The sequence below is a fragment of the Pseudomonas sp. GL_135 genome (genome assembly GCF_057834665.1).
This window is the reverse complement of the sequence record NZ_CM174408.1, coordinates 328,343-352,150: the sequence shown is the minus strand read 5'-3', so window position 1 is coordinate 352,150 and position 23,808 is coordinate 328,343. Positions and strand designations below refer to the sequence as shown.

Sequence of the window (23,808 nt, the reverse complement as noted above, 5' to 3'; positions counted from 1 at the left end):
CGACTTACAACGGCTTGACGACAAACAGGCCGTCGTCGTGGCCTTCTTCGGATCCGCCGTAAACCTGCTCGGCCACGGTGCGGATTTTGCTGCCGCTGGCTTCCAGGACTTGGTCCATGGCGCCGGCAAACCAGCCGGTGAACATGTAATCGACCTTGCGCCCCACTTTGCCGTAGACGTAAACGAAGGCCGAGTGCTCAAGCTTGACGCTGGCGGTGCCTTTTTCCAGATCGATGTCCTGAATCTTGAACAGGCCCCAACCGCGCTGGGACAGACGATTCATGTAGTGCTCGAACACCGCAACGCCTTCGATGCCATGGCATTCGGCTTCTTTCTCGCACCAGTGCCAGGCGGACTTGTAGCCGGCCTTGTAGAGGATTTCGGCGTACGCCTCGGCGCCCAGCACTTCTTCGATGCCCATGTGGTTGTTGACGAAGAAATGCCGCGGCACGTACAGCATCGGCAGGGCGTCGGAGGTCCAGACACCGGTCTCGCTGTCGACTTCGATTGGCAATTGCGGGGCGATCTTGGCCATGGAAACTTAACTCCGGAAAATTCGAGTGGATGCCCTCTCCGCGAGGGGGAGAGGGAAAATTCAGTGCTCGGCGCGTGGGGCCGGAGGCTTATTCGCCCCAGACGTCGCCCAGAATGCGAACCCAGTTTTCGCCCATGATCTTGCGCACCACGCGCTCGGCGTGGCCGCGTTTGAGCAGGGTTTCGGTGAGGTTCGGGAATTCGCCGACGGTGCGGATGCCCAGCGGGTTGATAATCTTGCCGAAGTTGGTCAGGCGCCGGGCGTAGCCTTTGTCGTGGGTCAGGTATTCGAAGAATTCCTGGCCGTGGCCCTGGGTGAAATCAGTGCCGATGCCGATGGCGTCTTCGCCGACGATGTTCATCACGTACTCGATGGCTTCGGCGTAATCGTCGATGGTCGAATCAATGCCCTTGGCCAGGAACGGCGCGAACATGGTCACGCCGACAAAGCCGCCGTGATCGGCGATGAACTTAAGCTCCGCGTCGGATTTGTTGCGCGGGTGTTCTTTGAGGCCCGAGGGCAGGCAGTGGGAGTAGGTCACTGGCTTCTTCGATTCGAGGATGACTTCCTCGGAGGTCTTGGAACCAACATGGGAGAGGTCGCACATGACGCCGACGCGGTTCATCTCCGCGACGATTTCACGACCGAAACCTGACAGGCCGCCGTCGCGCTCGTAGCAGCCGGTGCCCACCAGATTCTGGGTGTTGTAGCACATCTGCACGATGCCCACGCCCAGCTGTTTGAAGATCTCGACGTAGCTGATCTGGTCCTCGTAAGCATGGGCATTCTGGAAGCCGAACAGGATGCCGGTCTTGCCCAGTTCCTTGGCTTTGCGTATGTCGGCCGTGTTGCGCACCTGGATCACCAGGTCGCTGTTTTCACGAATCAGTTTCTGGCTGGAGGCGATGCTGTTGACGGTCTGTTGAAAACCTTCCCACACCGAAACTGTGCAGTTGGCCATCGTCAGGCCACCTTTGCGCATGTCTTCGAACAGCTCACGGTTCCATTTGGCAATGATCAACCCGTCAATGACGATGCTGTCGGCGTGTAATTCGGCTGGGCTCATCAGGCGGTCCCCTGGGGTTCTTTAATGGCCGGAAGGTCTGCCGGCGCTTTGGGATCAGCATATGCCTGAGGGTCGGAGGAGCCGGGTGCAAAAACGACAGGGGAATTGCCGAAAGCGTCAAGAAACGACAAAGGGACGACATGGCCTTTTGCAGCCCGCATTTGATACCTGTTCTTTGCCTCGCGCTTGGGCGAGAATCCAATCCATCTCTGACTCGGAAAGCCCCAATGAAAACCATGTTTCTGGCTCTGGCTCTATTCGCGACAGGCGCACACGCTGCATCCAATCCGGCCGCCAACCCTTGTGACGGCGTCGAAGAGGACCAACAGACTCTGGAGTGCTCGGTGTACAGCCGCGACACGGCGGAGAAGCTGCTGACCGAGAATGTTCAAAACGTGCTTGAGCGTGTGCAGACGCAGTTCGGTGCAAACAAGGCCCAGGCCGAGGAATTCGCCACCAAACTCAAGGCCGCCCAGGAAGCGTGGAAAAAACTGCGTGACGCGGACTGCGCAGTCGAGGTGTTTCCGGCCAAGCCAGGTACCAAGGAATTCAACATCGATCAGAACGACTGCCTGACCCGCGCCAGCGACGAGCGATCGGAGTATCTGGATACCGTCGCGCAGTCCGAGTGATCCCGAATGCGCTACCCTGACGTCCTTCCCGAGCTCAAGGTAGGCACATGAACATCTGCGGCGTAGAAATCAAAGGCAGCGAGGCCATCTTCGCTGTCGCCACTCGCGCATCTGGCGCGCTCGAACACGTTCCACTCCCAACCAAGAAGATCGCACTCGAAGACGACGATGAAGCCGTCAACGTGAAAGCGTTCGCCCGCCAGATCGAGGCCTTCGTGCGCGATAGCGGCATTGGTCACATCGCGATCAAAAAGCGCAGCAAGAAAGGTGAGTTCGCCGGCGGCCCTACGACGTTCAAGATCGAGACCATCTTTCAGCTGCTGGAAGACTGCGAGGTCATCCTGCTGTCGCCTCAGACGATTAATGCTCAGATGAAGAAGCACAGCTTTGAATTGCCCGCAGCACTGAACAAGTATCAGCATGAGGCGTACAAAGCGGCGTGTTCGGCGCTGATGAAGACCAAGTAGAAAGGTCTGCACCCGATCGCTTGCTCGGTGGTGGGCCGGGGTTAAATCCGACTGTAGGACCGGCTTTAGCCGGGAAGGCGTCAGGCGCCACCACCTTAAACTGAGGGTGCTCAACCGGGCCTATTCCCGGCTGAAGCCGGTCCTACTGAACGAGCCGGAGCCTGAAGAAGAAGATGAAAGCCGCCCGCCGGGTCATTTATACCGAATTATAGTCGCGACTATAATTCACCATAATTGAGCATCAAACAGTCTTCACCTCACGCGTGCGCCCTCGGTCCTCCCTCGGGCACACCACAAATCTCGCCCTGTAACTGCGGGTGAAATAGGACGGCGATTCAAAGCCGCACGCAATGCTGACCTCCAGCACGCTCATGTCGCTCTGACGCAGCAGTTGCCTGGCTTTTTCCAGCCGCAGGCCGAGGTAGAAGTTGCTCGGCGTGTCGTTCAGGTGCAGACGAAACAACCGCTCCAGCTGACGCCGCGTCACCTGAATCCCTTCCGCCAGTTCCAGCGTGCTCAGCGGCGGCTCGGTGTGCTGCTCCATGACGCCGATGACCTGTACCAGTTTCTTGTTATTGATGCCGTAGCGCGTGGCGATCTGCATGCGCTGGTGGTCTTTGCGCTGGCGTATGCGCCCGAGGACGAACTGCTCGGACACCTTGATCGCCAATTCCGGTCCATGGGCCTGGCCGATCAGGTCGAGCATCATGTCGATAGAGGCCGTGCCTCCGGCGGAGGTAATGCGGCGCCGGTCGATCTCGAACAGCTCCTGCGTCGCTTGCAGCCGGGGGTAGGTTTCCTTGAAGGCGTCCAGCGCTTCCCAGTGCAGGGTCAGGCGATAGCCCTCCAACAGACCGGCTTGGGCCAGGACAAAACTGCCGGTGTCGATCGCACCAAGAACCACGCCTTCCAGGTCCAACCGGCGCAGCCAGTGTTCCAGTGTTCCGGTGTAAAACTTCAATGGATCGACGCTGCCCATCACCCACAGCGTCGCACCCTTTTTCAGCGGCTCAAGCGCGGCGTCCGCATTTACCGACATGCCGTTGCTGGCAATCACAGGACCACCGTCGACGCTCAGGATGTGCCAGCGGAACAGCTCGCCTCCAAAACGATTGGCGACGCGCAGCGGCTCCAGCGCCGACACGAAGCCCATCATCGAAAAGCCGGGCATGAGCAGAAAGTAGAAATCCTGGGACATCGTTGGCGCGTTCCTTGGGATCGGAGCAGATGGGCGATTGGGGTGGAGACGTGAGTTCAGAAATGATCGTGCCTCTTGGGCCCGATCATCAAATACACCTCTTGCCGATGGGCAGCAACAGCACACGTCGCTGCTGTGCAAGACCGTGTCGCCGCTGTGCGTTTTGAGAGGCTCGCCGCTGCGTAGTTTTGCACCTCAACAGCGGGCCGCAATGTCCGCGTCACTGTCTGGCCTGCAAGGAACCTCTCCCATGAATCATGACGTCATCATCACCTGCGCACTGACCGGTGCTGGCGACACGACCGGGAAAAGCCACCTGGTCCCGATCACGCCCAAGCAGATTGCCGCTGCCGCAGTCGAGGCCGCGAAGGCCGGGGCAACCGTCGTGCACTGCCATGTGCGCGACCCCGAGACCGGCAAGTTCAGCCGTGACGTCGAGCTGTACCGCGAAACCATGGACCGCATCCGTGAAGCCGACATCGACATCATCGTCAACCTGACCGCCGGAATGGGCGGCGATCTGGAAATCGGACCTGGCGAACGTCCGACCGAATTCGGCCCCGGCACCGATCTGGTCGGTCCGCTGACCCGGCTGGCGCACGTTGAAGCGCTGCTGCCGGAAATCTGCACGCTGGATTGCGGCACCCTCAACTTCGGCGATGGCAACACGATTTACGTGTCCACGCCCGCGCAACTACGGGCCGGGGCCAGGCGAATTCAAGAGCTGGGGGTGAAAGCCGAGCTGGAGATTTTCGACACCGGCCATCTTTGGTTTGCCAAGCAGATGATGAAAGAAGGCTTGCTCGATAACCCGCTGTTCCAGCTGTGCATGGGCATTCCGTGGGGGGCGCCGGCGGACACCACCACGATGAAAGCCATGGTCGACAACTTGCCCGCCGACGCGGTGTGGGCTGCCTTCGGTATTGGCCGCATGCAAATGCCGATGGCCGCGCAGGCGGTATTGCTCGGCGGCAACGTGCGGGTCGGTCTGGAGGACAACATCTGGCTCGACAAAGGCGTGCTTGCGAGCAACGGCGCACTGGTCGAGCGCGCCGGCGAAATTCTCAGTCGCTTGGGCGCACGGGTCCTGACCCCGGCCGAGGGCCGCGTGAAGATGGGGCTTAAGAAGCGGTTTTGATCCGGCGCACAAGTCTTGCCACGTCCTGCGAAACCCTTCAAAAAAATCATTCGAGCACCGACATGACCTTCATCACTACCATTAAAACCTTCGCAGCCTTGGGCAGCGGTGTCATCGGCAGCGGTTGGGTGGCGCGCGCGCTGGCTCATGGCCTGGATGTCGTGGCCTGGGACCCGGCGCCCGGAGCCGAAGCAGCACTGCGCAAACGCGTCGCCAACGCCTGGCCGGCGCTTGAGCAAAAGGGTCTGGCGTCGGGCGCCTCCCAAGAACGTCTGCGCTTCGTCGACACCATCGAAGAGTGCGTTCGCGACGCCGACTTCATCCAGGAAAGCGCCCCGGAGCGCCTTGACCTCAAGCTGGATCTGCACAGCAAGATCAGCGCGGCGGCCAAGCCTGACGCGATCATTGGTTCCAGCACCTCCGGCCTGCTGCCGTCGGAGTTTTACGAAAGTGCCACGCACCCGGAACGCTGCGTGGTGGGCCACCCGTTCAACCCGGTTTATCTGCTGCCGCTGGTGGAAGTGGTCGGCGGCAAGAACACCGCACCGGAAGCGGTGCAGGCAGCGATTCAGGTCTATGAGTCGCTGGGCATGCGCCCGCTGCATGTCCGCAAAGAAGTCCCCGGTTTTATTGCGGATCGCTTACTGGAAGCGCTATGGCGTGAGGCGCTGCACCTGGTCAACGATGGCGTCGCGACCACCGGCGAAATCGATGACGCGATCCGTTTCGGCGCTGGCTTGCGCTGGTCATTCATGGGCACCTTTCTGACTTACACCCTGGCTGGCGGCGATGCAGGCATGCGTCACTTCATGGCGCAATTCGGCCCGGCGCTGCAGTTGCCGTGGACCTACCTTCCGGCGCCCGAGCTGACCGACAAGCTGATTGACGATGTGGTCGATGGCACCTCCGATCAATTGGGCAGCCACAGCATTGCAGCGCTGGAGCGGTATCGCGATGACTGCCTGCTGGCGGTGATTGAAGCGGTGAAAACCACCAAGGCCAAACATGGAATGGCGTTCGAGGATTGATCTGCGCAAGCCTCGCCAGGTTTGAACTCACTGGTTGATCATGGATAACTTTGGACTCATTACATGCCCGCGCTCCTCACTTACAAAACCCCAGTCCTCGCCGATTGGGTCGACTACAACGGCCACCTCCGCGACGCCTTCTATTTGCTGATCTTCAGTTTCGCCACAGACGCCTTCATGGACCGAATCGGCCTCGCCAGTGACGATCGGGATGCCAGCGGCCACTCGCTGTTCACGCTCGAAGCGCACATCAATTTCCTGCACGAGGTGAAACTCGGTCAAGCCGTGGAGGTGCGTACGCAAATCGTCGGACACGATGGCAAACGGGTGCAGCTTTACCACGGTCTGTACAAGGCAGAGGAGGATGTAGAGCTGGCAGCGAGCGAGCAGATGCTGCTGCATGTGGATCTCGCGGATGGGCCGAAGTCGGCACCGTTCAGCGCAGTGTCGCTGCAGGCGTTGCGCCTGCTCTCGGAAGCTCAACTTGATCAGCCGGAGCCAAAGTATGTCGGGCGTATCATCGCCCTGCCCGGCCGGCGAAACACCCCGTAGAGAAGCGAATCACAGCCACAAAAAAGCCCGCATCGCTGCGGGCTTCTTCATTTCAGCAAATCGATCAGAAAACGATCAGTTCACCTTGGCGTTCAGCTCGCCTTTGGCATAACGCTCGAACATCTTCTCCAGGGAGATCGGCTTGATCTTCGAGGCGTTGCCAGCGGTGCCGAATGCTTCGTACCGGGCGATGCACACGTCGCGCATGGCCGATACGGTTTTCGCCAGGTATTTACGCGGGTCAAATTCGCTCGGGTTCTTCGCCATGAACTCGCGGATGGCACCGGTGGACGCCAGACGCAGGTCGGTGTCGATGTTGACCTTGCGCACACCGTGCTTGATGCCTTCAACGATTTCTTCGACCGGCACGCCGTAGGTTTCTTTGATGTCGCCGCCGAACTCGTTGATGATTTTCAGCCATTCCTGTGGAACGGAAGAAGAACCGTGCATCACCAGGTGAGTGTTCGGGATGCGCTTGTGGATCTCTTTGATCCGCTCGATCGCCAGGATGTCGCCGGTAGGCGGCTTGGTGAACTTGTACGCGCCGTGGCTGGTGCCGATGGCGATGGCCAAGGCATCCACCTGGGTTTTCTTGACGAAATCGGCCGCTTCTTCCGGATCAGTCAGCATCTGGCTGTGATCCAGCATGCCCTCTGCGCCAACGCCGTCTTCTTCACCGGCCATGCCGGTTTCCAGCGAGCCCAGAACACCCAGCTCACCCTCAACCGAAACGCCGCAGGCGTGCGCCATGGCGACCGTTTCCTGCGTCACGCGAACGTTGTACTCATAGTCAGCCGGGCTTTTGCCGTCTTCGCGCAGCGAACCGTCCATCATGACCGAGCTGAAGCCCAGCTGGATGGAACGTTGGCAGATGGCCGGGCTGGTGCCGTGGTCCTGGTGCATGACCACCGGAATGTGCGGGAATTCTTCGATTGCCGCCAGGATCAGGTGGCGCAGGAACGGGGCGCCAGCGTATTTGCGCGCACCGGCCGAAGCCTGAACGATCACCGGAGAGTCAGTCTTGTCGGCCGCTTCCATAATGGCGCGCATTTGTTCCAGGTTATTTACGTTGAATGCAGGAACGCCGTAACCGAATTCGGCTGCGTGGTCCAACATCTGGCGCATGCTGATAAGTGCCATTGTCTGTCTCTCTCCCGGTGGGGTCGTTAATCGTGCGTGCCGTATTGGCGGCTATTCAAATTATAGGGGTCGATTGCTCAGTCATCGCCCCGGTGCAGCCTCGCTCGAACTGCTCGGCCCTTTACGGCGCCTTGCAGCCACGACCGATCAAATCGTTGGTAGCGTCCCAGTAGACCAGGCCTTCGCTGCCTTTGTTGTCGAACGCCAGCACGCCGTTACTGTAAAGCGCGCCGGAAGCTCCGGGCGACGCTTGCAGACGGAATACCTGCTCGCTCTGATTGAGGCGTACATCCACCTCCTTCTTCGCGGCATCGGCGTACTTCCAGAAAATCTCGGCTTTGCTGTCGCAGACCCAATGGGTCCACGGGGCTGCCGGTTCCGAAGCCTTCATGCTGGCGCAACCGCTCAGCAGCATCAGTGTCGCAAGGGCTAACAAGCCTTTCATTACTACTCCCGAATCCCCTGCATCGCGTGACTGATGTCGATCACGGCAGGGGCAATGCTGTTCCTGTATTCCGGCACACCGTCAACCAAGAATCAATGACAGGGGACTGGTCCCACGGCAGGCATGAATTCGTATTTTTCCCAGACTTCAGGCCCGCCACGCTTGTAAACGATCGGTACGGTTTCCGCCTGCCAGCCCGCCTGGTAGCAACTGACCTGAAGCAAACCCGGCGCCGCAGTCGATGCCGTCTCCGCTTCAGGCTTGCTTGCGCAGCCGACCAGCAAACCCGCCATGATCAACAGCGGTAATGGCTTGACCATTTCACTCCCCTTCACCTTGGCCGGTCAGGCCTTGGTGCGTTGTTCCAGAACATCCACGGCAGGCAGAACCTTACCCTCGACAAACTCGAGGAACGCACCGCCGCCTGTAGAGATATAGGAGATCTTGTCGCCTACACCGTATTTATCGATCGCGGCCAAGGTATCGCCGCCACCGGCGATGGAGAAAGCAGAGCTCTCGGCGATGGCGTGAGCCAGCGTCTTGGTGCCTTCGCCGAACTGATCGAACTCAAAGACGCCAACCGGGCCGTTCCAGAGAATAGTCTTGGAAGATTTCAGCAATTCGGCGAAGTGAGCAGCTGTTTGAGGACCGATGTCGAGGATCATGTCGTCATCGGCCACATCGGCGATTAGCTTGACGGTGGCTTCGGCATCCGCGGCGAACTGCTTGGCAACCACCACGTCGACCGGCAACGGCACGCTGACCTTGGCGGCGATTGCTTTAGCGGTATCGAGAAGGTCCGGCTCGTACAACGATTTGCCAACCGGATGACCGGCCGCCGCCAGGAAGGTATTGGCGATGCCACCGCCAACAATCAGCTGGTTGCACTTCTCGCTGAGGCTGTTAAGCACGTCCAGCTTGGTGGAAACCTTGGAGCCGGCCACGATGGCCGCCATTGGCTGGGCCGGATTGCCGAGGGCCTTGCCCAACGCGTCAAGTTCAGCGGCAAGCAGCGGACCAGCCGCAGCGACTTTGGCGAACTTGGCCACGCCGTGGGTCGAGCCTTCTGCACGGTGAGCGGTGCCGAAAGCGTCCATCACGAACACATCACACAGAGCGGCGTACTTCTGCGCCAGCTCGTCAGCGTTCTTCTTTTCGCCCTTGTTGAAGCGCACGTTCTCGAACAGCACGATATCGCCCGCTTTGACGTCGACACCGTCCAGGTATTCCGCGACCAGCGGCACTTCGCGGCCGAGCGCCTTGCTCAGGTAGTCCGCGACCGGCTTCAGGCTGTTCTCGGCGGAAAACTCACCTTCGGTTGGACGACCAAGGTGTGAGCAGACCATGACCGCTGCGCCTTTCTCCAGCGCCAGTTTGATGGTGGGCAACGACGCGAGAATGCGTGCATCGCTGGTCACCACGCCATCTTTGACCGGAACGTTGAGGTCTTCGCGGATCAGTACACGCTTACCTTGCAGATCGAGGTCGGTCATCTTCAACACGGTCATGAGGCATTCCCTGTTTTTACTATTGTTTATGAATGGTGTGCAGGTAGTGATCGGCGACATCCAGCATACGATTGGCAAAGCCCCACTCGTTGTCGAACCAGGCCAGGAGGTTCACCAGCCGAGGGCCCGAAACCCGCGTCTGGCTGGCATCGATGATGGCCGAGTGCGGGTCGTGGTTGAAATCGCAACTGGCATGCGGCAATTCGGTGTACGCCAGCAGCCCCTTCAGCGGGCCGCGGGTAGCGGCCTCGCGCAGGATACGGTTGACCTCGACGGCATCGGTGTCATGGGCGACCTGCAGCGTGATGTCCAGGCACGAGACGTTCACCGTCGGCACACGAACTGCTTTGGCCTGAATTCGGCCGGCAAGTTCCGGAAGCAGGCGCTCGATGCCGCGCGCCAGACCAGTGGACACCGGGATAATCGACTGAAAGGCCGAGCGCGTACGGCGCAGGTCCTCATGGTGATAGGCGTCGATCACCGGCTGATCATTCATTGCCGAGTGAATCGTGGTGATGGTCACGTATTCGAGACCCAGCTCGCGGTTCAGCAGGTCGAGCAACGGCACGCTGCAATTGGTGGTGCACGACGCGGCAGACACCAGCCGCTCCTCGCCCGTCAGGGTTTCCTGATTGATGCCGTAGACGATGGTGGCGTCGACATCGGCTTCGCTGGCCATGGGCTGGGAGAACAACACCCGCGGCGCGCGGGCCGCAAGAAAGCGCTCTCCGTCGGCGCGTGTGTTGTAGACGCCGGAGCATTCGAGCACCAGATCCACATCGAGCGAGCCCCAGTCGATGCCTTCCGGCGTCGCGCTGCGAAACACTTTGATGACGTGATCGTTGATGTGCAGAAAATCGCCTTCGACCCGCACATCGCCGGGAAACCGGCCATGGGTGGAGTCAAAGCGCGTGAGGTATTCGAGACTGGCCATGTCGGCCAGGTCGTTGATTGCCACCACTTCGAAGCCAGCCTTCGCACCTCGTTCGCACAGCGCACGCAGCACGCAGCGGCCGATACGACCGTAACCATTGAGGGCGACTTTATAAGGGCGTGGCTGAGGCATGGGGTTCTCAAAATCTTGAGTGGTACAGAGAACCTGCAGGCGCGTGGCTCGCCTCGCGATCTGTTGCCAGATACAGGCAGCAGATCGCAGGACAAGGCACGCGCCGACAAGGGCAACGCAATGGTGCTTAGTCTTCCAGCAGCTCTTCAGCTGTGGAGAGAACGTTCTCCAGCGTGAAGCCGAACTCTTCGAACAGCAGGTTGGCAGGTGCCGACTCGCCGAACGTGGTCATGCCGATCACGCGGCCTTCCAAGCCCACGTATTTGTACCAATAGTCGGCGTGAGCCGCTTCGATGGCGATGCGCGCGCTGACTTCCAGCGGCAGAACCGACTGCTTGTACTCGGCGCTCTGAGTTTCGAAAACGCTGGTGCACGGCATGGAAACCACACGCACGTTTTTGCCGTCCGCGCTCAGCTTGTCGTAAGCCTGAACAGCAAGGCCGACTTCGGACCCGGTGGCGATCAGGATCAGATCCGGCTCGCCGTTACAGTCGCGCAGCACGTAGCCACCGCGGTTGATGTTTTCCAGCTGCTCGGCATCACGCGCCTGATGCTGAAGGTTTTGACGAGAGAAAATCAGCGCCGATGGGCCGTCATCACGTTCGATGGCGTGTTTCCAGGCGATGGCGGATTCAACGGCATCAGCCGGGCGCCAGCAGTCCAGGTTCGGCGTGGTGCGCAGGCTGGTCAGCTGCTCGATCGGCTGGTGAGTCGGGCCGTCTTCGCCCAGACCGATGGAGTCGTGGGTAAATACGTAGATGATGCGTTTCTTCATCAACGAGGACATGCGCACGGCATTGCGGGCGTATTCCATGAAGATCAGGAACGTCGCGCCGTATGGCACGAAACCGCCGTGCAGGGCGATACCGTTCATGATTGCGCCCATGCCGAACTCACGCACGCCGTAGTGCAGGTAGTTGCCGGTGGCGTCTTCGCCGGTGATGCTGCGGCAGCCTTTCCAGATGGTCAGGTTGGAACCTGCCAGGTCAGCGGAGCCGCCGAGGAATTCAGGCAGCAGCGGACCGAAGGCGCTCAAGGCGTTCTGGCTGGCCTTGCGGCTGGCGATGGTTTCGCCCTTGGCGTTGACTTCTGCCACGTACGCGGCGGATTTCTCGGCGAAGTCAGCAGGCAATTCACCGCTCATGCGGCGGATCAGCTCGTTGGCTTCGGTTGGGAAGGCAGCGGAATAGGCAGCGAAACGCTGGTCCCACTCGGCTTCAACGGCCAGGCCTTTTTCCTTGCCATTCCACTCGCTGTAGATGTCGGCCGGGATCTCGAACGGACCGTGAGTCCACTTCAGCGCAGCGCGGGTCAGGGCGATTTCTTCAGTGCCCAGCGGAGCGCCGTGGCAGTCTTCCTTGCCCTGCTTGTTCGGCGAACCGAAACCGATGGTGGTCTTGCAGCAGATCAGCGTCGGCTTGTTGCTCTTGTGAGCGGTATCGATGGCGGTTTTGATCTCGTCGGCGTCATGGCCGTCGACATTGCGGATGACCAGCCAGCCGTAAGATTCAAAGCGCTTCGGGGTGTCGTCGGTGAACCAGCCCTCGACTTCGCCGTCGATGGAAATTCCGTTGTCGTCGTAGAACGCGACCAGCTTGTTCAGGCGCAGCGTGCCGGCCAGCGAAGCGACTTCGTGGGAGATGCCTTCCATCATGCAGCCATCACCCATGAACACGTAGGTGTGGTGGTCAACGATGTTGTGGCCTGGACGGTTGAACTGGGCAGCGAGGGTTTTCTCCGCGACCGCGAAACCGACGGCGTTGGCGAAACCCTGACCCAGTGGGCCGGTGGTGGTTTCAACGCCCGGGGTGTAGCCATATTCCGGGTGACCCGGGGTGCGGCTGTGCAGCTGGCGGAAGTTTTTCAGGTCTTCGATGGACAGGTCGTAACCGGTCAGGTGCAGCAGCGAGTAGATCAGCATCGAGCCGTGACCGTTGGACAGGATGAACCGGTCGCGGTCAGCAAACATCGGATTGGCTGGGTTGTGCTTCAGATAATCGCGCCAAAGCACTTCAGCGATATCCGCCATGCCCATCGGGGCACCCGGGTGGCCGCTATTGGCCTTTTGCACGGCATCCATGCTGAGGGCACGAATGGCATTGGCTCGCTCACGACGGCTTGGCATCGCTGATCTCCTGGGGCAGATAAAAGTGGGACCGGAAAAAGGCGGCCATTTTCCCTCAGGCACCCTCCGGGGGCAATGACAGATCACACGCCATCGGTGTTTTCCTCTGCCGCTGACGTGTTTTCGTACGCCACACCCAACGCATGACGGCAAACGGCAGAATCACGGCGCCGGGAGGTCGCCACTGATCGACCAATATCAAAACTTTTTGATATTGGCCTTGCGACCGGCTTGGTCGATAACTAGACTGCCTGCCTTATGAATCTTCGCGTGCCTGCCATTAGCCATGATGAATGCGACGAGCTGGCTGCCCTGTGCAAAGCCGGCGGCGATCCGCTGCGGCTGAATGTCCTGCGCGCGCTGTCGAATGATTCCTTTGGCGTGCTGGAGCTGGCGCAGATCTTCGCCATCGGTCAGTCCGGCATGAGCCATCACCTCAAGGTCCTGGCCCAGGCCGATCTGGTGGCGACGCGGCGTGAAGGCAACGCGATTTTCTATCGACGCGCCCTGCCCCACACCGAACACACCGGCGGCAAGCTGCACGCAGCGATGCTTGAAGAAGCCGACAACCTGCGCCTGCCCGATGACGTACAGACCCGGATCGGGCTGGTGCATCGGCAGCGGGCCAATGCCAGTCAGGATTTCTTCGCACGCACGGCCGAGAAATTTCGGGCCCAGCAGGACCTGATCGCAGGACTGCCGCAGTACCGCGACAGCCTGCTGTCGTTGCTGGACAAACTGAGCTTTCCCGCCGATGCCACGGCAATAGAAGTCGGGCCCGGGGATGGTGGTTTTCTGCCGGATCTGGCGCGGCGTTTTCGGCACGTTACGGGGCTGGACAACAGCCCGGAAATGCTCGATCTGGCGCGCAAGATCTGCACGCAAAGGGCGTTGGGTAACGTTGAGCTGAAACTGGCCGATGCACTGACCAACGCTAATATTTCCGGCAACTGCGTGGTGTTGAATATGGTGTTGCACCATTTCGCCGCGCCCGCCGAAGCGCTCAAACAATTGGCCAACCTGTTGCAACCGGGCGGTAGCCTGCTGGTGACAGAGTTGTGCAGCCATGACCAGAGCTGGGCCAAGGAGGCCTGTGGCGATCTCTGGTTAGGCTTCGAACAGGAAGATCTGGCCCGTTGGGCCATCGCTGCGGGGCTGGTCCCCGGGGAAAGCCTGTACATAGGCTTACGTAATGGTTTCCAGATCCAGGTCCGCCATTTTCAGCGACCGGCTGGCGACACTCACCATCGGTACTAATCAGGAAATCCGTCGAGATGAGCGAATACTCCCTTTTCACCTCCGAGTCCGTGTCTGAAGGACATCCGGACAAAATCGCCGACCAGATCTCCGATGCGGTGCTGGACGCCATCATTGCCCAGGACAAGCAGGCGCGCGTCGCCGTGGAAACCCTGGTCAAGACCGGTGTGGCCATTGTTGCCGGCGAAGTCACCACGACCGCGTGGGTCGACCTGGAGCAGATCGTTCGTGACGTGATCTGCGAGATCGGCTACACCAGCTCCAACGTCGGTTTCGACGGTGCCACCTGCAGCGTGATGAACATCATCGGCAAGCAGTCCCCTGACATCAACCAGGGCGTCGACCGCGCAAAACCTGAAGATCAAGGCGCTGGCGATCAGGGCCTGATGTTCGGCTACGCCAGCAACGAAACCGCCGAGCTGATGCCTGCGCCGATCGCATTCTCCCACCAGCTGGTGCACCGCCAGGCCGAAGCCCGTAAATCCGGCCTGCTGCCGTGGTTGCGCCCGGACGCGAAATCCCAAGTCACTTGCCGCTATGAAAACGGCATCGTGGTGGGCATCGACGCCGTTGTTCTGTCGACCCAGCACAACCCGGAAGTGTCGTACAAAGATCTGCGCGAAGGCGTGATGGAACTGATCGTCAAGCACGTGCTGCCGGCCGAATTGCTGCACAAAGACACCCAGTTCCACATCAACCCGACTGGCCAGTTCATCATCGGCGGCCCGGTGGGCGACTGCGGTCTGACCGGTCGCAAGATCATCGTCGACAGCTACGGCGGCATGGCCCGTCACGGCGGCGGCGCGTTCTCCGGTAAAGATCCATCGAAGGTTGACCGTTCGGCTGCGTACGCTGGCCGTTACGTTGCCAAGAACATCGTCGCCGCCGGCCTGGCCGAGCGCTGCGAAATTCAGGTTTCCTACGCGATTGGCGTTGCACAGCCGACGTCGATCTCGCTGAATACCTTCGGCACCGGCAAGATCAGCGACGACAAGATCGTCCAACTGGTCCGCGAGCACTTCGACCTGCGTCCGTACGCGATCACCACCATGCTCGACCTGCTGCACCCGATGTACCAGGAAACCGCAGCCTACGGCCACTTCGGCCGCACGCCGCAAACCAAGACCGTGGGCGACGACACCTTCACCACGTTCACCTGGGAAAAAACCGACCGCGCCGACGCCTTGCGTGCCGCTGCCGGTTTGTAATACCCGACGGGTGCATTGCGCTTAGCGGCACCCGGCAAGAGAAAAGCCCCTGGCGATGTGAGTCGTCAGGGGCTTTTTTGTTTATTTGGTCGGTTAATTCGAGTCAAACGGATAACTGGCCAAAGGATTTAAAGGTATCGGGCTAAACCGATTGGCGATCAGTGTTATCGCGGCCGGCGATAACGGCCTTCAACCCTTTGATTCACTTGTCATTTCATTCAAATACATCTCATCAGCAATTTCGGTCGATCCCTGCACTTGTCTCTACGCTGGATTAGTAACTGCGAATCTCGCAATTCATCCAGCGTAAAAGGAACTCGATCATGGACGACACCCTCACATCTGCCACTTATGCCAAACTTTTTCCCGAACAAGTCGCTGACAGATGCTCCTCCGATGCACTTGAGGCCAATAATGGTCCCATAGCCTACCTGCACGCTCTGTATGAGATGGCGTTAGGTGTTGAGGCGAATGGCGATCCCCAAAGCAGGATTACTCTCGCTGAGAGGAGGCCGGATATCGGTGAGCGAGTTCTTGATCAAGGCAGCCTCGATACGCCGGTTTCGGCACTGACGCTGGTCATTGAAGCCATGACGCGTCAGGCCAGAGCTCACGTGGGAGCCTCAAAAGACCTGGAAGAGGAAATTGCGCAGGCGCAATACCCTGTTCAATTGCCGTTTCACTATCCGCTGGAGCAGATCAAAGCGGACCTGCATGGCAAGCACACCTCGCTGTTCGACTTGCTCCAACAATGCCAATACAGCTTTCCTAATTTCACACACGACAGCTTGCGCACCAGCGAACTCAGGAGTGCCATGCGCAAGGGGGCCGGGCTCAGTCCGGCATTGCAGTCATTGCTGCTGGATGCTAGCCCTTCAAGCAGCGACGAATTTCTAATTCAGCGATTTGGTGTCACCGGCACGGTATCCGAAGGTTTAGAAGCACTGACAAGCGTCGAACTGCTCGGACAAAAAACAGGGCTCAGACCCGACCACATTCTGGACATGCTCGCCACCTCGGGGGTGCCCGATGACGGTAAGGAAGCCTTCACCACGGTCAAACAATCAGACGCTTATGTGTCTGCGGCTGAGAGCAAGGCGCTTGTTGGAGGTCATCTTTTTGGCGCGGCGTTCATCAACAACGCAACTGCTCCGGCGCTGTCGTTGGAAGACACCATGAGAGGTGCAGGTATCCACTTGCGCATCAAAGGTGCGACTGCGGATCACTTCGGCCGGATCCACAAAATCATTCACCTGCAACACGCCCTGAAACTGCCTTTCGCCGACGTGGATCTTTTGGTCATGGCGGCGCTGCGCTCGGAAGGACAGACCCAGGATTTCCATTTCACCGCAGATACGCTCAGGGCGTTGGGGGTGTTTGTTCATATGCGGAATGAATACGGCATTACGGCCGAGCAGTTCGCAGCACTGATCAACGCCGTTACGCCTTATTCCGTGGATGACAACAAGCCGTTTCTTGACCGGGTTCTTGACCGGCCTGTCGCAAGCCAGACAGCGCAAATCGATGGCGGGCTAAAGATCGATGGGACGGTGTTCGAATTATTGGCACCTGCCGCTGGCGAGACTGCATCAACTAGCGCTGTCATCGCAGGCTTAAGCCGTGCATTAGCGCTCGAAGAACACCAGGCCAATCTCTACGTGGCGCAGATTACGATGGCGCTGCGGCTCAACAAGCCTACGCTGTCGATTACTTTGGTTTCGGCGCTTTATCGCCTGGCCTGGTTGCCACGCCTCCTACGCGTTAGCCCAAGTGAAGGAGCACGCCTGATCGCCTTGATCAGCAACGTCAACACACAGGTCTTCAGTCAGCTGGCGGGCACGCCGACTATTAGTGGCGATGACGCCAAACCTGACATCCTGGATGTTCTGATGGCTCTGGTAAATCTGGAGAAATGGCTACGCCAGCACAAGATCAAAGCCACTACGCTTTCGAATTGGCTGACGCAACTCCCCACCGTAATCCCTGAACAATACAAGCCGTTGTACAAAATCAGCGGTTTCGTTCAGCGCACCATCGAGGGTGCCATTCCACGCCTCAAAGCCTCGTTAATCACCGAATCGCAGATTATCCAGATCGCAGGCCCTGGCGTTGCGCCTGCATCCGGTACATGGCTTGGCACACTGGCCACGTATGTCGATGACCGAGGTCTAGTCAAAGACCAGTCGTGGCTTTCTTCGGTGAATTCCGGGCAACACTTGGTTCAGGAGCTTAAAGGCAAACTCAAGAACACGGGCCCGTTGGTTCAAAACGAAGTCGACACGGTAGAGATCGCAGACGGGCTCATGCAGCTACTGACTAATGCGTCGATCGCACAAGAAGATGTGGTCAAACACGTCGTGGGGGCGGCGTTCAATTCGGGAGGAGGTGACCCTGGGCTAACGCCTGGACATGCAGTGGAGCTGCTGCGCTGGATAAACAAAACCGGCTTTGATGTGCTGAACGATATTCTGGCAACAGAAGACAGCGCATTACCAGGAAATACAATCAATCTGGAGGGTCTCGACTTCCTGATGTGGACTGAACTTGAGCGTCATGCGCAAGTAGTCAAGCAGCTGCAACTCAGCGCGACAGGACTCAAAGCCCTGAATGATCACCCTGAGTGGTTTGACCTCAAGAGCAACCGGCAAGTGCCGAATAAAAAAGACAAACCACGGACCACGCTGAGCCTCGATCTTTGCTATCAGATCAGCCGGTACCGCGCCTGGGTGCAGCAGTGCGAACATAGTGGTTGGGGTGAGCAGGTTGCGCAGGACTTATTGCTCAACACATCCCTCATCGGTACAGCGGAAACTGCCAAACGCCTAAGCACCCTAATTGAATGGTCTGAAAGCGAGACGATGCTTGCTCTCACTTACGCAGAAGCTTCCAGAGGCGAATGCCCCAAACCAGTACCAAGCAAAAATTTTCAATACTTTTTGGACTCACTGACGAAATCTGAGCGGGCCGAATATGACCGTTCAAATTGGCGCGAGTGGACTTCTTTTGGCGAACTTGTATCTCAATACCTGTGGAAAAGAGGGCCATACACCGACAAAAATACACAGTCGATTTATGAAAAATTTATAAAGTTTATAGACGAAAACCCAGGACCACTGCAAGTCAGCAAGGACCTTATATTGCCCACCGCTTTACCGGAAGTATGGAAAGAGATATTGATTTACAAGGCAAAGGACAGAGAGTTGTCGTTTGTCGAGTACGTACCGGCAATACCGGAATCGCAAAGTGTGACGGAGCCGAACATTACAATTACCGACATTGACTTCATCATCAGGCTAAAAAATCTTTGCCAACTGACTAAACTGTCATGCCAGAATTTGTGGGACCTGAGCGCACTTGATCATAGCGCTACATTCAGCGCATACCGTATTATCGAAAAACTGCTGCCAGATGTCTGCGATAAAGAAATGCAACAGTCAGAATCAAGCCTCCAGGAACAATGGCGCGATGCATTGGCCGGTTTTTTAGTGGGCCACTGGGCCGCATCCAGCAGTGCTCTACAGCAATTCATCCCATCCATCGAAGCACTTTCCAGCTATCTACTGACCGACGTTCTGGTGGGCTCTGCTGTCAAGACACATATCGCCACCCAGGCAATGGCAAGTCTGCAGCACTACCTTCATAACGTTTTCGCACGACTGGAGCCGGGCTACCTCGGTTCAAGAATACCGGAAGAACAGTCCACGGCCTGGCGGCAGTACATGGGTGAGTTCAGTTCATGGAGAGCATGGCAGACACAGCTTAACCATCCTGCCAATCTGATTTATTACGCTAATCGTCCAAACAAGAGCGAAGCATTTAAAACGTTGGAAAATGAGCTTAATCAGGGAAAACTAGACAAAAGCTTATTACAAACAGCCCTCACGAGCTATCTAACTAAATTCGAAAAAAACAGCAACTTGCAAGTGGTGAGTGGCTACCTTGACGGCACTCAACCCCATACCGATACCTACCACTTCATCGGCAAGACAAATGCCTCGCCCATCGAGTATTACTGGCGCTCTGTCGACATGGGATTACGTGACAACGAGGAGCGACTGAGCCCGCTAGCTTGGACAGAATGGGAAAAAATCACTGTAAGCCCCAGTGGGCAAATCGCTCAAAGCACAAACCTGACGCCACCCGCAGCGACAGCCACAACTACCACTCCGGCCCTAGCCACACCTGCAGGCCAAGCTCCTCTCTTAATGGCAGCTTCCTGCGATGCCATACGCCCAGTCATGATAGAAGGCCGCCCCTATGTGTTCTGGGTAGAATGGGGCTCAGTCGAGTTGCCAGAGGCCGCTGAGAAAAACAGACTGTCTAGCTTCAAGAGACTCAGCGTGCAATATATCTACAAACAGAGTGATGGTTTTTGGTCGCCGCCTAATGAAATGTTATACCTCGATGGCACCAAAAATGGCGAAGAATCAGCCAAAGGGCGAGACACCTTTTTAAAAGGTGATAACTACGTTCCGGGTTTAATCGCGGTAGTCGACACGGAAGGCGCTCGCACACAGGATCCATGGCTGACCGTCATGCTGTATAACTGTGCTCATACCGGCACGGACAAAATACCGTCACCCGGCGCGCTTGATGTAGACTATTTCGTTGAGTCAAGGGATATGCTTCTCATCCATAGGAAGTCACTTGAACCAAAAGACAGTAAGGCGCTGGCGGAGATTTTATATAAATCCTACGCTGACATCAGGAAGATTCAACACCCCTACAATGGGAACGCGCTTTCAGTTTCCAGGAAAAAGGACTTCCAGCCTCGCTTTGCCGAAGGCATGCGAGCATTCATCAAAGAAGCGATCGCCTCGCCGCATTTTATAAAAGAAGGTGACAAGGCAATAAAATATATTGCCCTCAGTCGCGAATCGGACCATCAAAACTGGCAAATCGCCCGCAACAGAGAGCGCATTGACTTAAAGCACGTGCGCTATCTCTATATCAAAACCAGCAAAGACGACCCCAACCTGAAGGATAATCTCAATAGGCTTAAAGGTGGCGCCCCAAACAAAAAGGATCCCTATTTAGCAGATTTGGCAGTCCGTAAAGGATTACAGCCAGATCTCGCAGAAAATCTCAACACACTTAACAAGGAGTTAGGATCCAAGATTGAGCTTTGTTATTACTCGGAAAATGATAAATATGGATACAACGAATATTCTGAGAAATACTTTTTTACAACGCTGGAGTCAAACGGCTTTGTCACCGTGACCGCGGACCCGGAAAATATTAACGTCTTGACAATCGAGTCAACGTATCCAAAGGCAATCATCAAACTTGAAGGCGACAAGAAGCTGGAAGTCAGGAGATTTAGGCAAGAGATACGTATAGGGAATCTGACCTATACGGTAACTGGATCCTTGCCTGAGACAAGCTTTACAATCAATAAGAGTATAACAATCCCGATGGAAATTTCGGGCGAAGGCGCGGAAGCACCTCGGATAGGATACATCGCGTACGTTGCAGACAATGCGGTCTACTCATCTGGAACGCCAGCGTCAGTCGAAGCCGGCAGCAAAGGCAAATGGACTTACAATCTGGTCATTGATAAAGCCCAGCATCTGTTTGAAAAAAGCTTTGTCATTACATTCTCTGTTGCCGGCAACGTGACCAGAAAGACGTTCCCCATCGAGGCTCTCATCGCACCAGAGTATTGCGGCGAAATCCAATTGATACTTTACGCCAAAGGACCAAAAGACCAAGAATTCAAGGTGTTGAGCGATGGGAAATTTAGCGCTAATGGGCAGGCTTCTTTCAGGACTCAATACACCTGGAACAACCCTGGCCTGCACCTCTTCATCCTGTGTGAAGCGGGAAATCCCGACAATAACGCAGGCGCTGCTTATGACGTTAGATACCTAGGTAAGGATGAGGGCTGGGAGATATCCATCAGAGAAAACGCCGAACAAGCTCAATATCTCGATTTACGTGAAGCGGTCAATGAGGGGATTGCTCTGAAGTCCAATACCATACGCCTCAATACATTGTTCGGCAAACAACTGCTGTCCAGAGCAGCGAGTAATATCGAGCGGGCGCTTGGGTGGGAGGCTCAGCTTATCGAGGAGCCCGTCATCGATCCTCAATTTGAAAGGCCGCCGGTAGACTTTCACGGCGCAAACGGTGCCTACTTTCGCGAGCTATTCCTACACCTTCCAGACTTAGTTGCAACGCGGCTCAGCGAACAACAGCAGTTCGACGAGGCCGAGGAATGGTATACACGGTATCTGTTTGACCCCTATAGAACAGAGGGTGACAAATACAACCCCCACCCCTTTTGGAACACTCGGCCTCTCGCTGAAGTCGGTAGTGGTCGCTCTGAGCTGCAAAAAACAGTGGATCCAGTGGCACGAGCATTTACGTTGTCGCGGTACTACCGGCAGGCTGTGCTCCTGTCGCTGGTTGACAACTGGCAGCGCCAGGGTGACTACTTTTATCGGCAGCTTACGCCCAGCAGTCTCAATCACGCATGGCTGAGTTATCAAAAAGCACTCAAGCTCATCGGTCCGCTGCCAGAGCGGGTTTCAGTATCGCGATGGGTTGCTGCCGCGCTCAAGGATATACAAAGCTGGTCATTTCGGACGCCCATTAACGAGCGGATTATTAATGCGCGAAAAACGGTGGAGCAAAGACTGTTCAATCTTCGCCACGGGCTAACCATTGACGGCAGGATATTACCCGCCATCGACTGGCAAATCGAAGGCACTGATGGTCTCAGCATCACCCAGCGCAACGTCGATCATGTGATGAGCACCTACAACAGTGATCGAGCTCCAGTCCCAGCGTTCCGTTTCAGGCAACTGGCACCCATGGCTCGCGCGGCAGCGCAGCAATTACAGGACATGGGGCGGCATTACATGAAACTGGTAGAGGACGAGTCAAACACTGGGCTCTCTGTGCTGCTTAAGGAACAGGAAATAAAATTTTCCGAGTTCAGTGTCAAGCTTCAGCAGGAAGCGATCAATTTTGCAAAGGCCCAAAGCGCCGCACTGCAGTCCAGCAAGCAAATGGCGGAGTTCAGAAAAGACTATTACACCCACTTGATTGAAGTAGGACGATCGCCGATGGAGGAGGCCGCTTCCGGACTGCAATGGTCAGCAGCGCTTCTTCAGAACGTCTCGTTACCGCCCATGATTGTTGCGAGTGTTATTAAGGCATTGGCGCCAACCATTTTTGGCGCAGCGGTTGGTGGGAATGAGCCAAGCAGTATTATCGATTCTGGATCAAAGGCTGCAACAATAGCGGCGAAGGGCAGCAAGTATCTAGCTGAGCGTTTGCTGGAGGAATCAGCCTACGAACGCAGAGCCGCTGAATGGGCGTTTGAGCAAAAGTTGGCAGAGATGGATATCCAGCTGCTCGACGTGCAACTTAAACAAACTGACGTCGAGATAAAGGCGGCCGTTATCAGCCTCGATATGGCGCAGGCAGACCGAGCGAATCTCATAGAGGCGCACGCCTACATGACCAGCGGCCTGGCCATTCTCCCTGTCTACAACTGGCTCGTCGCTCGCCAGGAACTGCTGTATGCCCCGGCCTATGACGCAGTGCTTTCGCTCTGCCTCAGCGCCGAGGCAGCCTGGCGCTACGAAATCGGTGACTACAAAAGCACTTCCTTTATCAAGACCGGCGGATGGAACGATACTTACAAGGGCTTGCTGGCCGGCGAGTCACTGATGGTCGATCTGCAGGAAATGGAGAACGCCTATCTGCATAGCCGGGAGCGCCGCCTGACGATCAAAAAGACCATCGATATGAAAGGCAAGCAAACGGATGCTGCATGGCTCGCCACGTTAAGCGGCTTGGCCACCACGCCTATTACCCTAGAGCTCAAGGCTGTCGATTTCGACAAAAACTACCCAGGTCATTATCTGCGTCAACTCAAGCACGTTTCTATCTCTTTCGTCATGACGTCGAGTAGTGGAATGGACTTGGAAGACATCAGTGCCATTCTGACTCAAGTAGACAGCACAACGCTGGTCGAACCCACTGAAGAGGGGCTAGGTTATCTCTACAACGCGACAAAAGCGCCGCCGGAAATCAAGCGCAATTTGCGCGCTAACCAGCAAATCGCCTTGTCGTCTCAAGTCGCTGATGATGGATTGGGACTAGGGAAGGATGGGTGGATGTATGAGCTGGTGTTCCATGACGGCCGTTACTTACCATTTGAAGGTACGGGTGCCATTTCCCGCTGGGAACTGAGTTTTCCGGACGCTGAATTTGCGAGGTCACTCATCAGCGCCGACAAGAAAACCGCTCTCGTAAAAAACATCCAGATTCACCTTGTTTATACAGCTGTAGATGGAGGCAAGGAATTCACTGAAAAAGTGAAAGCCATTATGCCAACCTGACAGTTGGCATCAGCGACTTAAAGCAGCTGTTAGCTGGAAGACCTATGAAATCCCCCAAACGAAACTTGCTGGGGGATTTCTATCACAGA

The 23,808-nt window shown here is 57.0% G+C and carries 17 protein-coding genes; 8 read left to right on the top strand and 9 right to left on the bottom strand.

The window, feature by feature from the left end; translation table 11 throughout:
- Window positions 1-4: 4 nt before the first annotated feature.
- Together AC3ISG_RS01545 and AC3ISG_RS01540 are read right to left on the bottom strand one after the other, a co-directional pair.
- The gene (locus AC3ISG_RS01545) at window positions 5-535 is read right to left on the bottom strand and encodes a 4-vinyl reductase (protein WP_065991251.1); all 531 of its coding nucleotides are present in this window, start codon (window positions 533-535) and stop codon (window positions 5-7) included.
- A gap of 88 nt (window positions 536-623) precedes the next feature.
- Window positions 624-1,601, bottom strand: a complete 978-nt coding sequence (locus tag AC3ISG_RS01540) for a dipeptidase (protein WP_489298375.1) — start codon at window positions 1,599-1,601, stop codon at window positions 624-626.
- 227 nt (window positions 1,602-1,828) lie between these two features.
- On the opposite strand from AC3ISG_RS01540, the gene AC3ISG_RS01535 reads away from it, so the two are divergent.
- Both AC3ISG_RS01535 and AC3ISG_RS01530 read left to right on the top strand, forming a co-directional pair.
- Window positions 1,829-2,233 carry a lysozyme inhibitor LprI family protein gene (locus tag AC3ISG_RS01535; protein ID WP_065991249.1) on the top strand — a complete coding sequence of 135 codons (405 nt, stop codon included), beginning with the start codon at window positions 1,829-1,831 and terminating at the stop codon, window positions 2,231-2,233.
- A gap of 47 nt (window positions 2,234-2,280) precedes the next feature.
- A complete protein-coding gene (locus AC3ISG_RS01530; protein ID WP_122624456.1) occupies window positions 2,281-2,700 on the top strand; it encodes a DUF3010 family protein in 420 nt (139 codons plus the stop codon).
- 241 nt (window positions 2,701-2,941) lie between these two features.
- On the opposite strand, the gene AC3ISG_RS01525 is transcribed toward AC3ISG_RS01530, so the two are convergent.
- Window positions 2,942-3,898, bottom strand: coding sequence for a GlxA family transcriptional regulator (locus AC3ISG_RS01525; RefSeq protein WP_272632833.1), 957 nt, complete (start codon window positions 3,896-3,898; stop codon window positions 2,942-2,944).
- Between the two features lie 250 nt (window positions 3,899-4,148).
- Between AC3ISG_RS01525 and cdhC the strand changes: the two genes are divergently transcribed.
- The 3 genes from cdhC (at window position 4,149) to AC3ISG_RS01510 (ending at window position 6,616) form a co-directional block, all read left to right on the top strand.
- A complete protein-coding gene (gene cdhC, locus AC3ISG_RS01520) occupies window positions 4,149-5,036 on the top strand; it encodes a 3-dehydrocarnitine:acetyl-CoA trimethylamine transferase CdhC (RefSeq protein ID WP_489298374.1) in 888 nt (295 codons plus the stop codon).
- Window positions 5,037-5,098: 62 nt separating this feature from the next.
- The gene (locus tag AC3ISG_RS01515; RefSeq protein WP_122536602.1) at window positions 5,099-6,064 is read left to right on the top strand and encodes an L-carnitine dehydrogenase; all 966 of its coding nucleotides are present in this window, start codon (window positions 5,099-5,101) and stop codon (window positions 6,062-6,064) included.
- Window positions 6,065-6,127: 63 nt separating this feature from the next.
- A complete protein-coding gene (locus AC3ISG_RS01510; protein ID WP_489298373.1) occupies window positions 6,128-6,616 on the top strand; it encodes a thioesterase family protein in 489 nt (162 codons plus the stop codon).
- A gap of 75 nt (window positions 6,617-6,691) precedes the next feature.
- Here the strand turns inward: AC3ISG_RS01510 and fba are convergent, their stop codons facing one another.
- From fba to tkt, 6 genes are all read right to left on the bottom strand, one after another.
- Entirely contained in the window at window positions 6,692-7,756 is a 1,065-nt protein-coding gene (fba, locus tag AC3ISG_RS01505) for a class II fructose-bisphosphate aldolase (RefSeq protein ID WP_037018967.1), read from the bottom strand.
- A 121-nt stretch (window positions 7,757-7,877) separates the two neighbouring features.
- On the bottom strand, window positions 7,878-8,201 hold the full coding sequence (locus AC3ISG_RS01500; protein WP_065991241.1) for an MliC family protein: 324 nt from the start codon (window positions 8,199-8,201) through the stop codon (window positions 7,878-7,880).
- A gap of 92 nt (window positions 8,202-8,293) precedes the next feature.
- Window positions 8,294-8,521, bottom strand: a complete 228-nt coding sequence (locus AC3ISG_RS01495) for a putative periplasmic lipoprotein (RefSeq protein ID WP_122536455.1) — start codon at window positions 8,519-8,521, stop codon at window positions 8,294-8,296.
- A 24-nt stretch (window positions 8,522-8,545) separates the two neighbouring features.
- Window positions 8,546-9,709, bottom strand: coding sequence for a phosphoglycerate kinase (locus AC3ISG_RS01490; protein WP_489298372.1), 1,164 nt, complete (start codon window positions 9,707-9,709; stop codon window positions 8,546-8,548).
- Between the two features lie 19 nt (window positions 9,710-9,728).
- Window positions 9,729-10,775 (bottom strand): erythrose-4-phosphate dehydrogenase, encoded by a 1,047-nt coding sequence (epd, locus tag AC3ISG_RS01485; RefSeq protein WP_122536453.1) that lies wholly within the window; start codon window positions 10,773-10,775, stop codon window positions 9,729-9,731.
- 127 nt (window positions 10,776-10,902) lie between these two features.
- A complete protein-coding gene (tkt, locus tag AC3ISG_RS01480) occupies window positions 10,903-12,900 on the bottom strand; it encodes a transketolase (protein WP_122536452.1) in 1,998 nt (665 codons plus the stop codon).
- Between the two features lie 258 nt (window positions 12,901-13,158).
- Here tkt and AC3ISG_RS01475 point away from each other — a divergent pair, with 258 nt between their 5' ends.
- From AC3ISG_RS01475 to AC3ISG_RS01465, 3 genes are all read left to right on the top strand, one after another.
- Entirely contained in the window at window positions 13,159-14,157 is a 999-nt protein-coding gene (locus AC3ISG_RS01475) for an ArsR/SmtB family transcription factor (protein WP_122536451.1), read from the top strand.
- 17 nt (window positions 14,158-14,174) lie between these two features.
- Window positions 14,175-15,365: a methionine adenosyltransferase gene (gene metK, locus AC3ISG_RS01470; RefSeq protein WP_065991235.1), complete on the top strand. Its 1,191-nt coding sequence runs from the start codon at window positions 14,175-14,177 to the stop codon at window positions 15,363-15,365.
- 323 nt (window positions 15,366-15,688) lie between these two features.
- A complete protein-coding gene (locus AC3ISG_RS01465; RefSeq protein ID WP_489298371.1) occupies window positions 15,689-23,719 on the top strand; it encodes a Tc toxin subunit A-related protein in 8,031 nt (2,676 codons plus the stop codon).
- Window positions 23,720-23,808 lie beyond the last annotated feature (89 nt).

Coding starts and splice junctions, on each gene's coding strand:
- AC3ISG_RS01545 (WP_065991251.1), bottom strand. CDS start 535: ATGGCCAAGATCGCCCCGCAATTGCCAATCGAAGTCGACAGCGAGACC.
- AC3ISG_RS01540 (WP_489298375.1), bottom strand. CDS start 1,601: ATGAGCCCAGCCGAATTACACGCCGACAGCATCGTCATTGACGGGTTG.
- AC3ISG_RS01535 (WP_065991249.1), top strand. CDS start 1,829: ATGAAAACCATGTTTCTGGCTCTGGCTCTATTCGCGACAGGCGCACAC.
- AC3ISG_RS01530 (WP_122624456.1), top strand. CDS start 2,281: ATGAACATCTGCGGCGTAGAAATCAAAGGCAGCGAGGCCATCTTCGCT.
- AC3ISG_RS01525 (WP_272632833.1), bottom strand. CDS start 3,898: ATGTCCCAGGATTTCTACTTTCTGCTCATGCCCGGCTTTTCGATGATG.
- cdhC (WP_489298374.1), top strand. CDS start 4,149: ATGAATCATGACGTCATCATCACCTGCGCACTGACCGGTGCTGGCGAC.
- AC3ISG_RS01515 (WP_122536602.1), top strand. CDS start 5,099: ATGACCTTCATCACTACCATTAAAACCTTCGCAGCCTTGGGCAGCGGT.
- AC3ISG_RS01510 (WP_489298373.1), top strand. CDS start 6,128: ATGCCCGCGCTCCTCACTTACAAAACCCCAGTCCTCGCCGATTGGGTC.
- fba (WP_037018967.1), bottom strand. CDS start 7,756: ATGGCACTTATCAGCATGCGCCAGATGTTGGACCACGCAGCCGAATTC.
- AC3ISG_RS01500 (WP_065991241.1), bottom strand. CDS start 8,201: ATGAAAGGCTTGTTAGCCCTTGCGACACTGATGCTGCTGAGCGGTTGC.
- AC3ISG_RS01495 (WP_122536455.1), bottom strand. CDS start 8,521: ATGGTCAAGCCATTACCGCTGTTGATCATGGCGGGTTTGCTGGTCGGC.
- AC3ISG_RS01490 (WP_489298372.1), bottom strand. CDS start 9,709: ATGACCGTGTTGAAGATGACCGACCTCGATCTGCAAGGTAAGCGTGTA.
- epd (WP_122536453.1), bottom strand. CDS start 10,775: ATGCCTCAGCCACGCCCTTATAAAGTCGCCCTCAATGGTTACGGTCGT.
- tkt (WP_122536452.1), bottom strand. CDS start 12,900: ATGCCAAGCCGTCGTGAGCGAGCCAATGCCATTCGTGCCCTCAGCATG.
- AC3ISG_RS01475 (WP_122536451.1), top strand. CDS start 13,159: ATGAATCTTCGCGTGCCTGCCATTAGCCATGATGAATGCGACGAGCTG.
- metK (WP_065991235.1), top strand. CDS start 14,175: ATGAGCGAATACTCCCTTTTCACCTCCGAGTCCGTGTCTGAAGGACAT.
- AC3ISG_RS01465 (WP_489298371.1), top strand. CDS start 15,689: ATGGACGACACCCTCACATCTGCCACTTATGCCAAACTTTTTCCCGAA.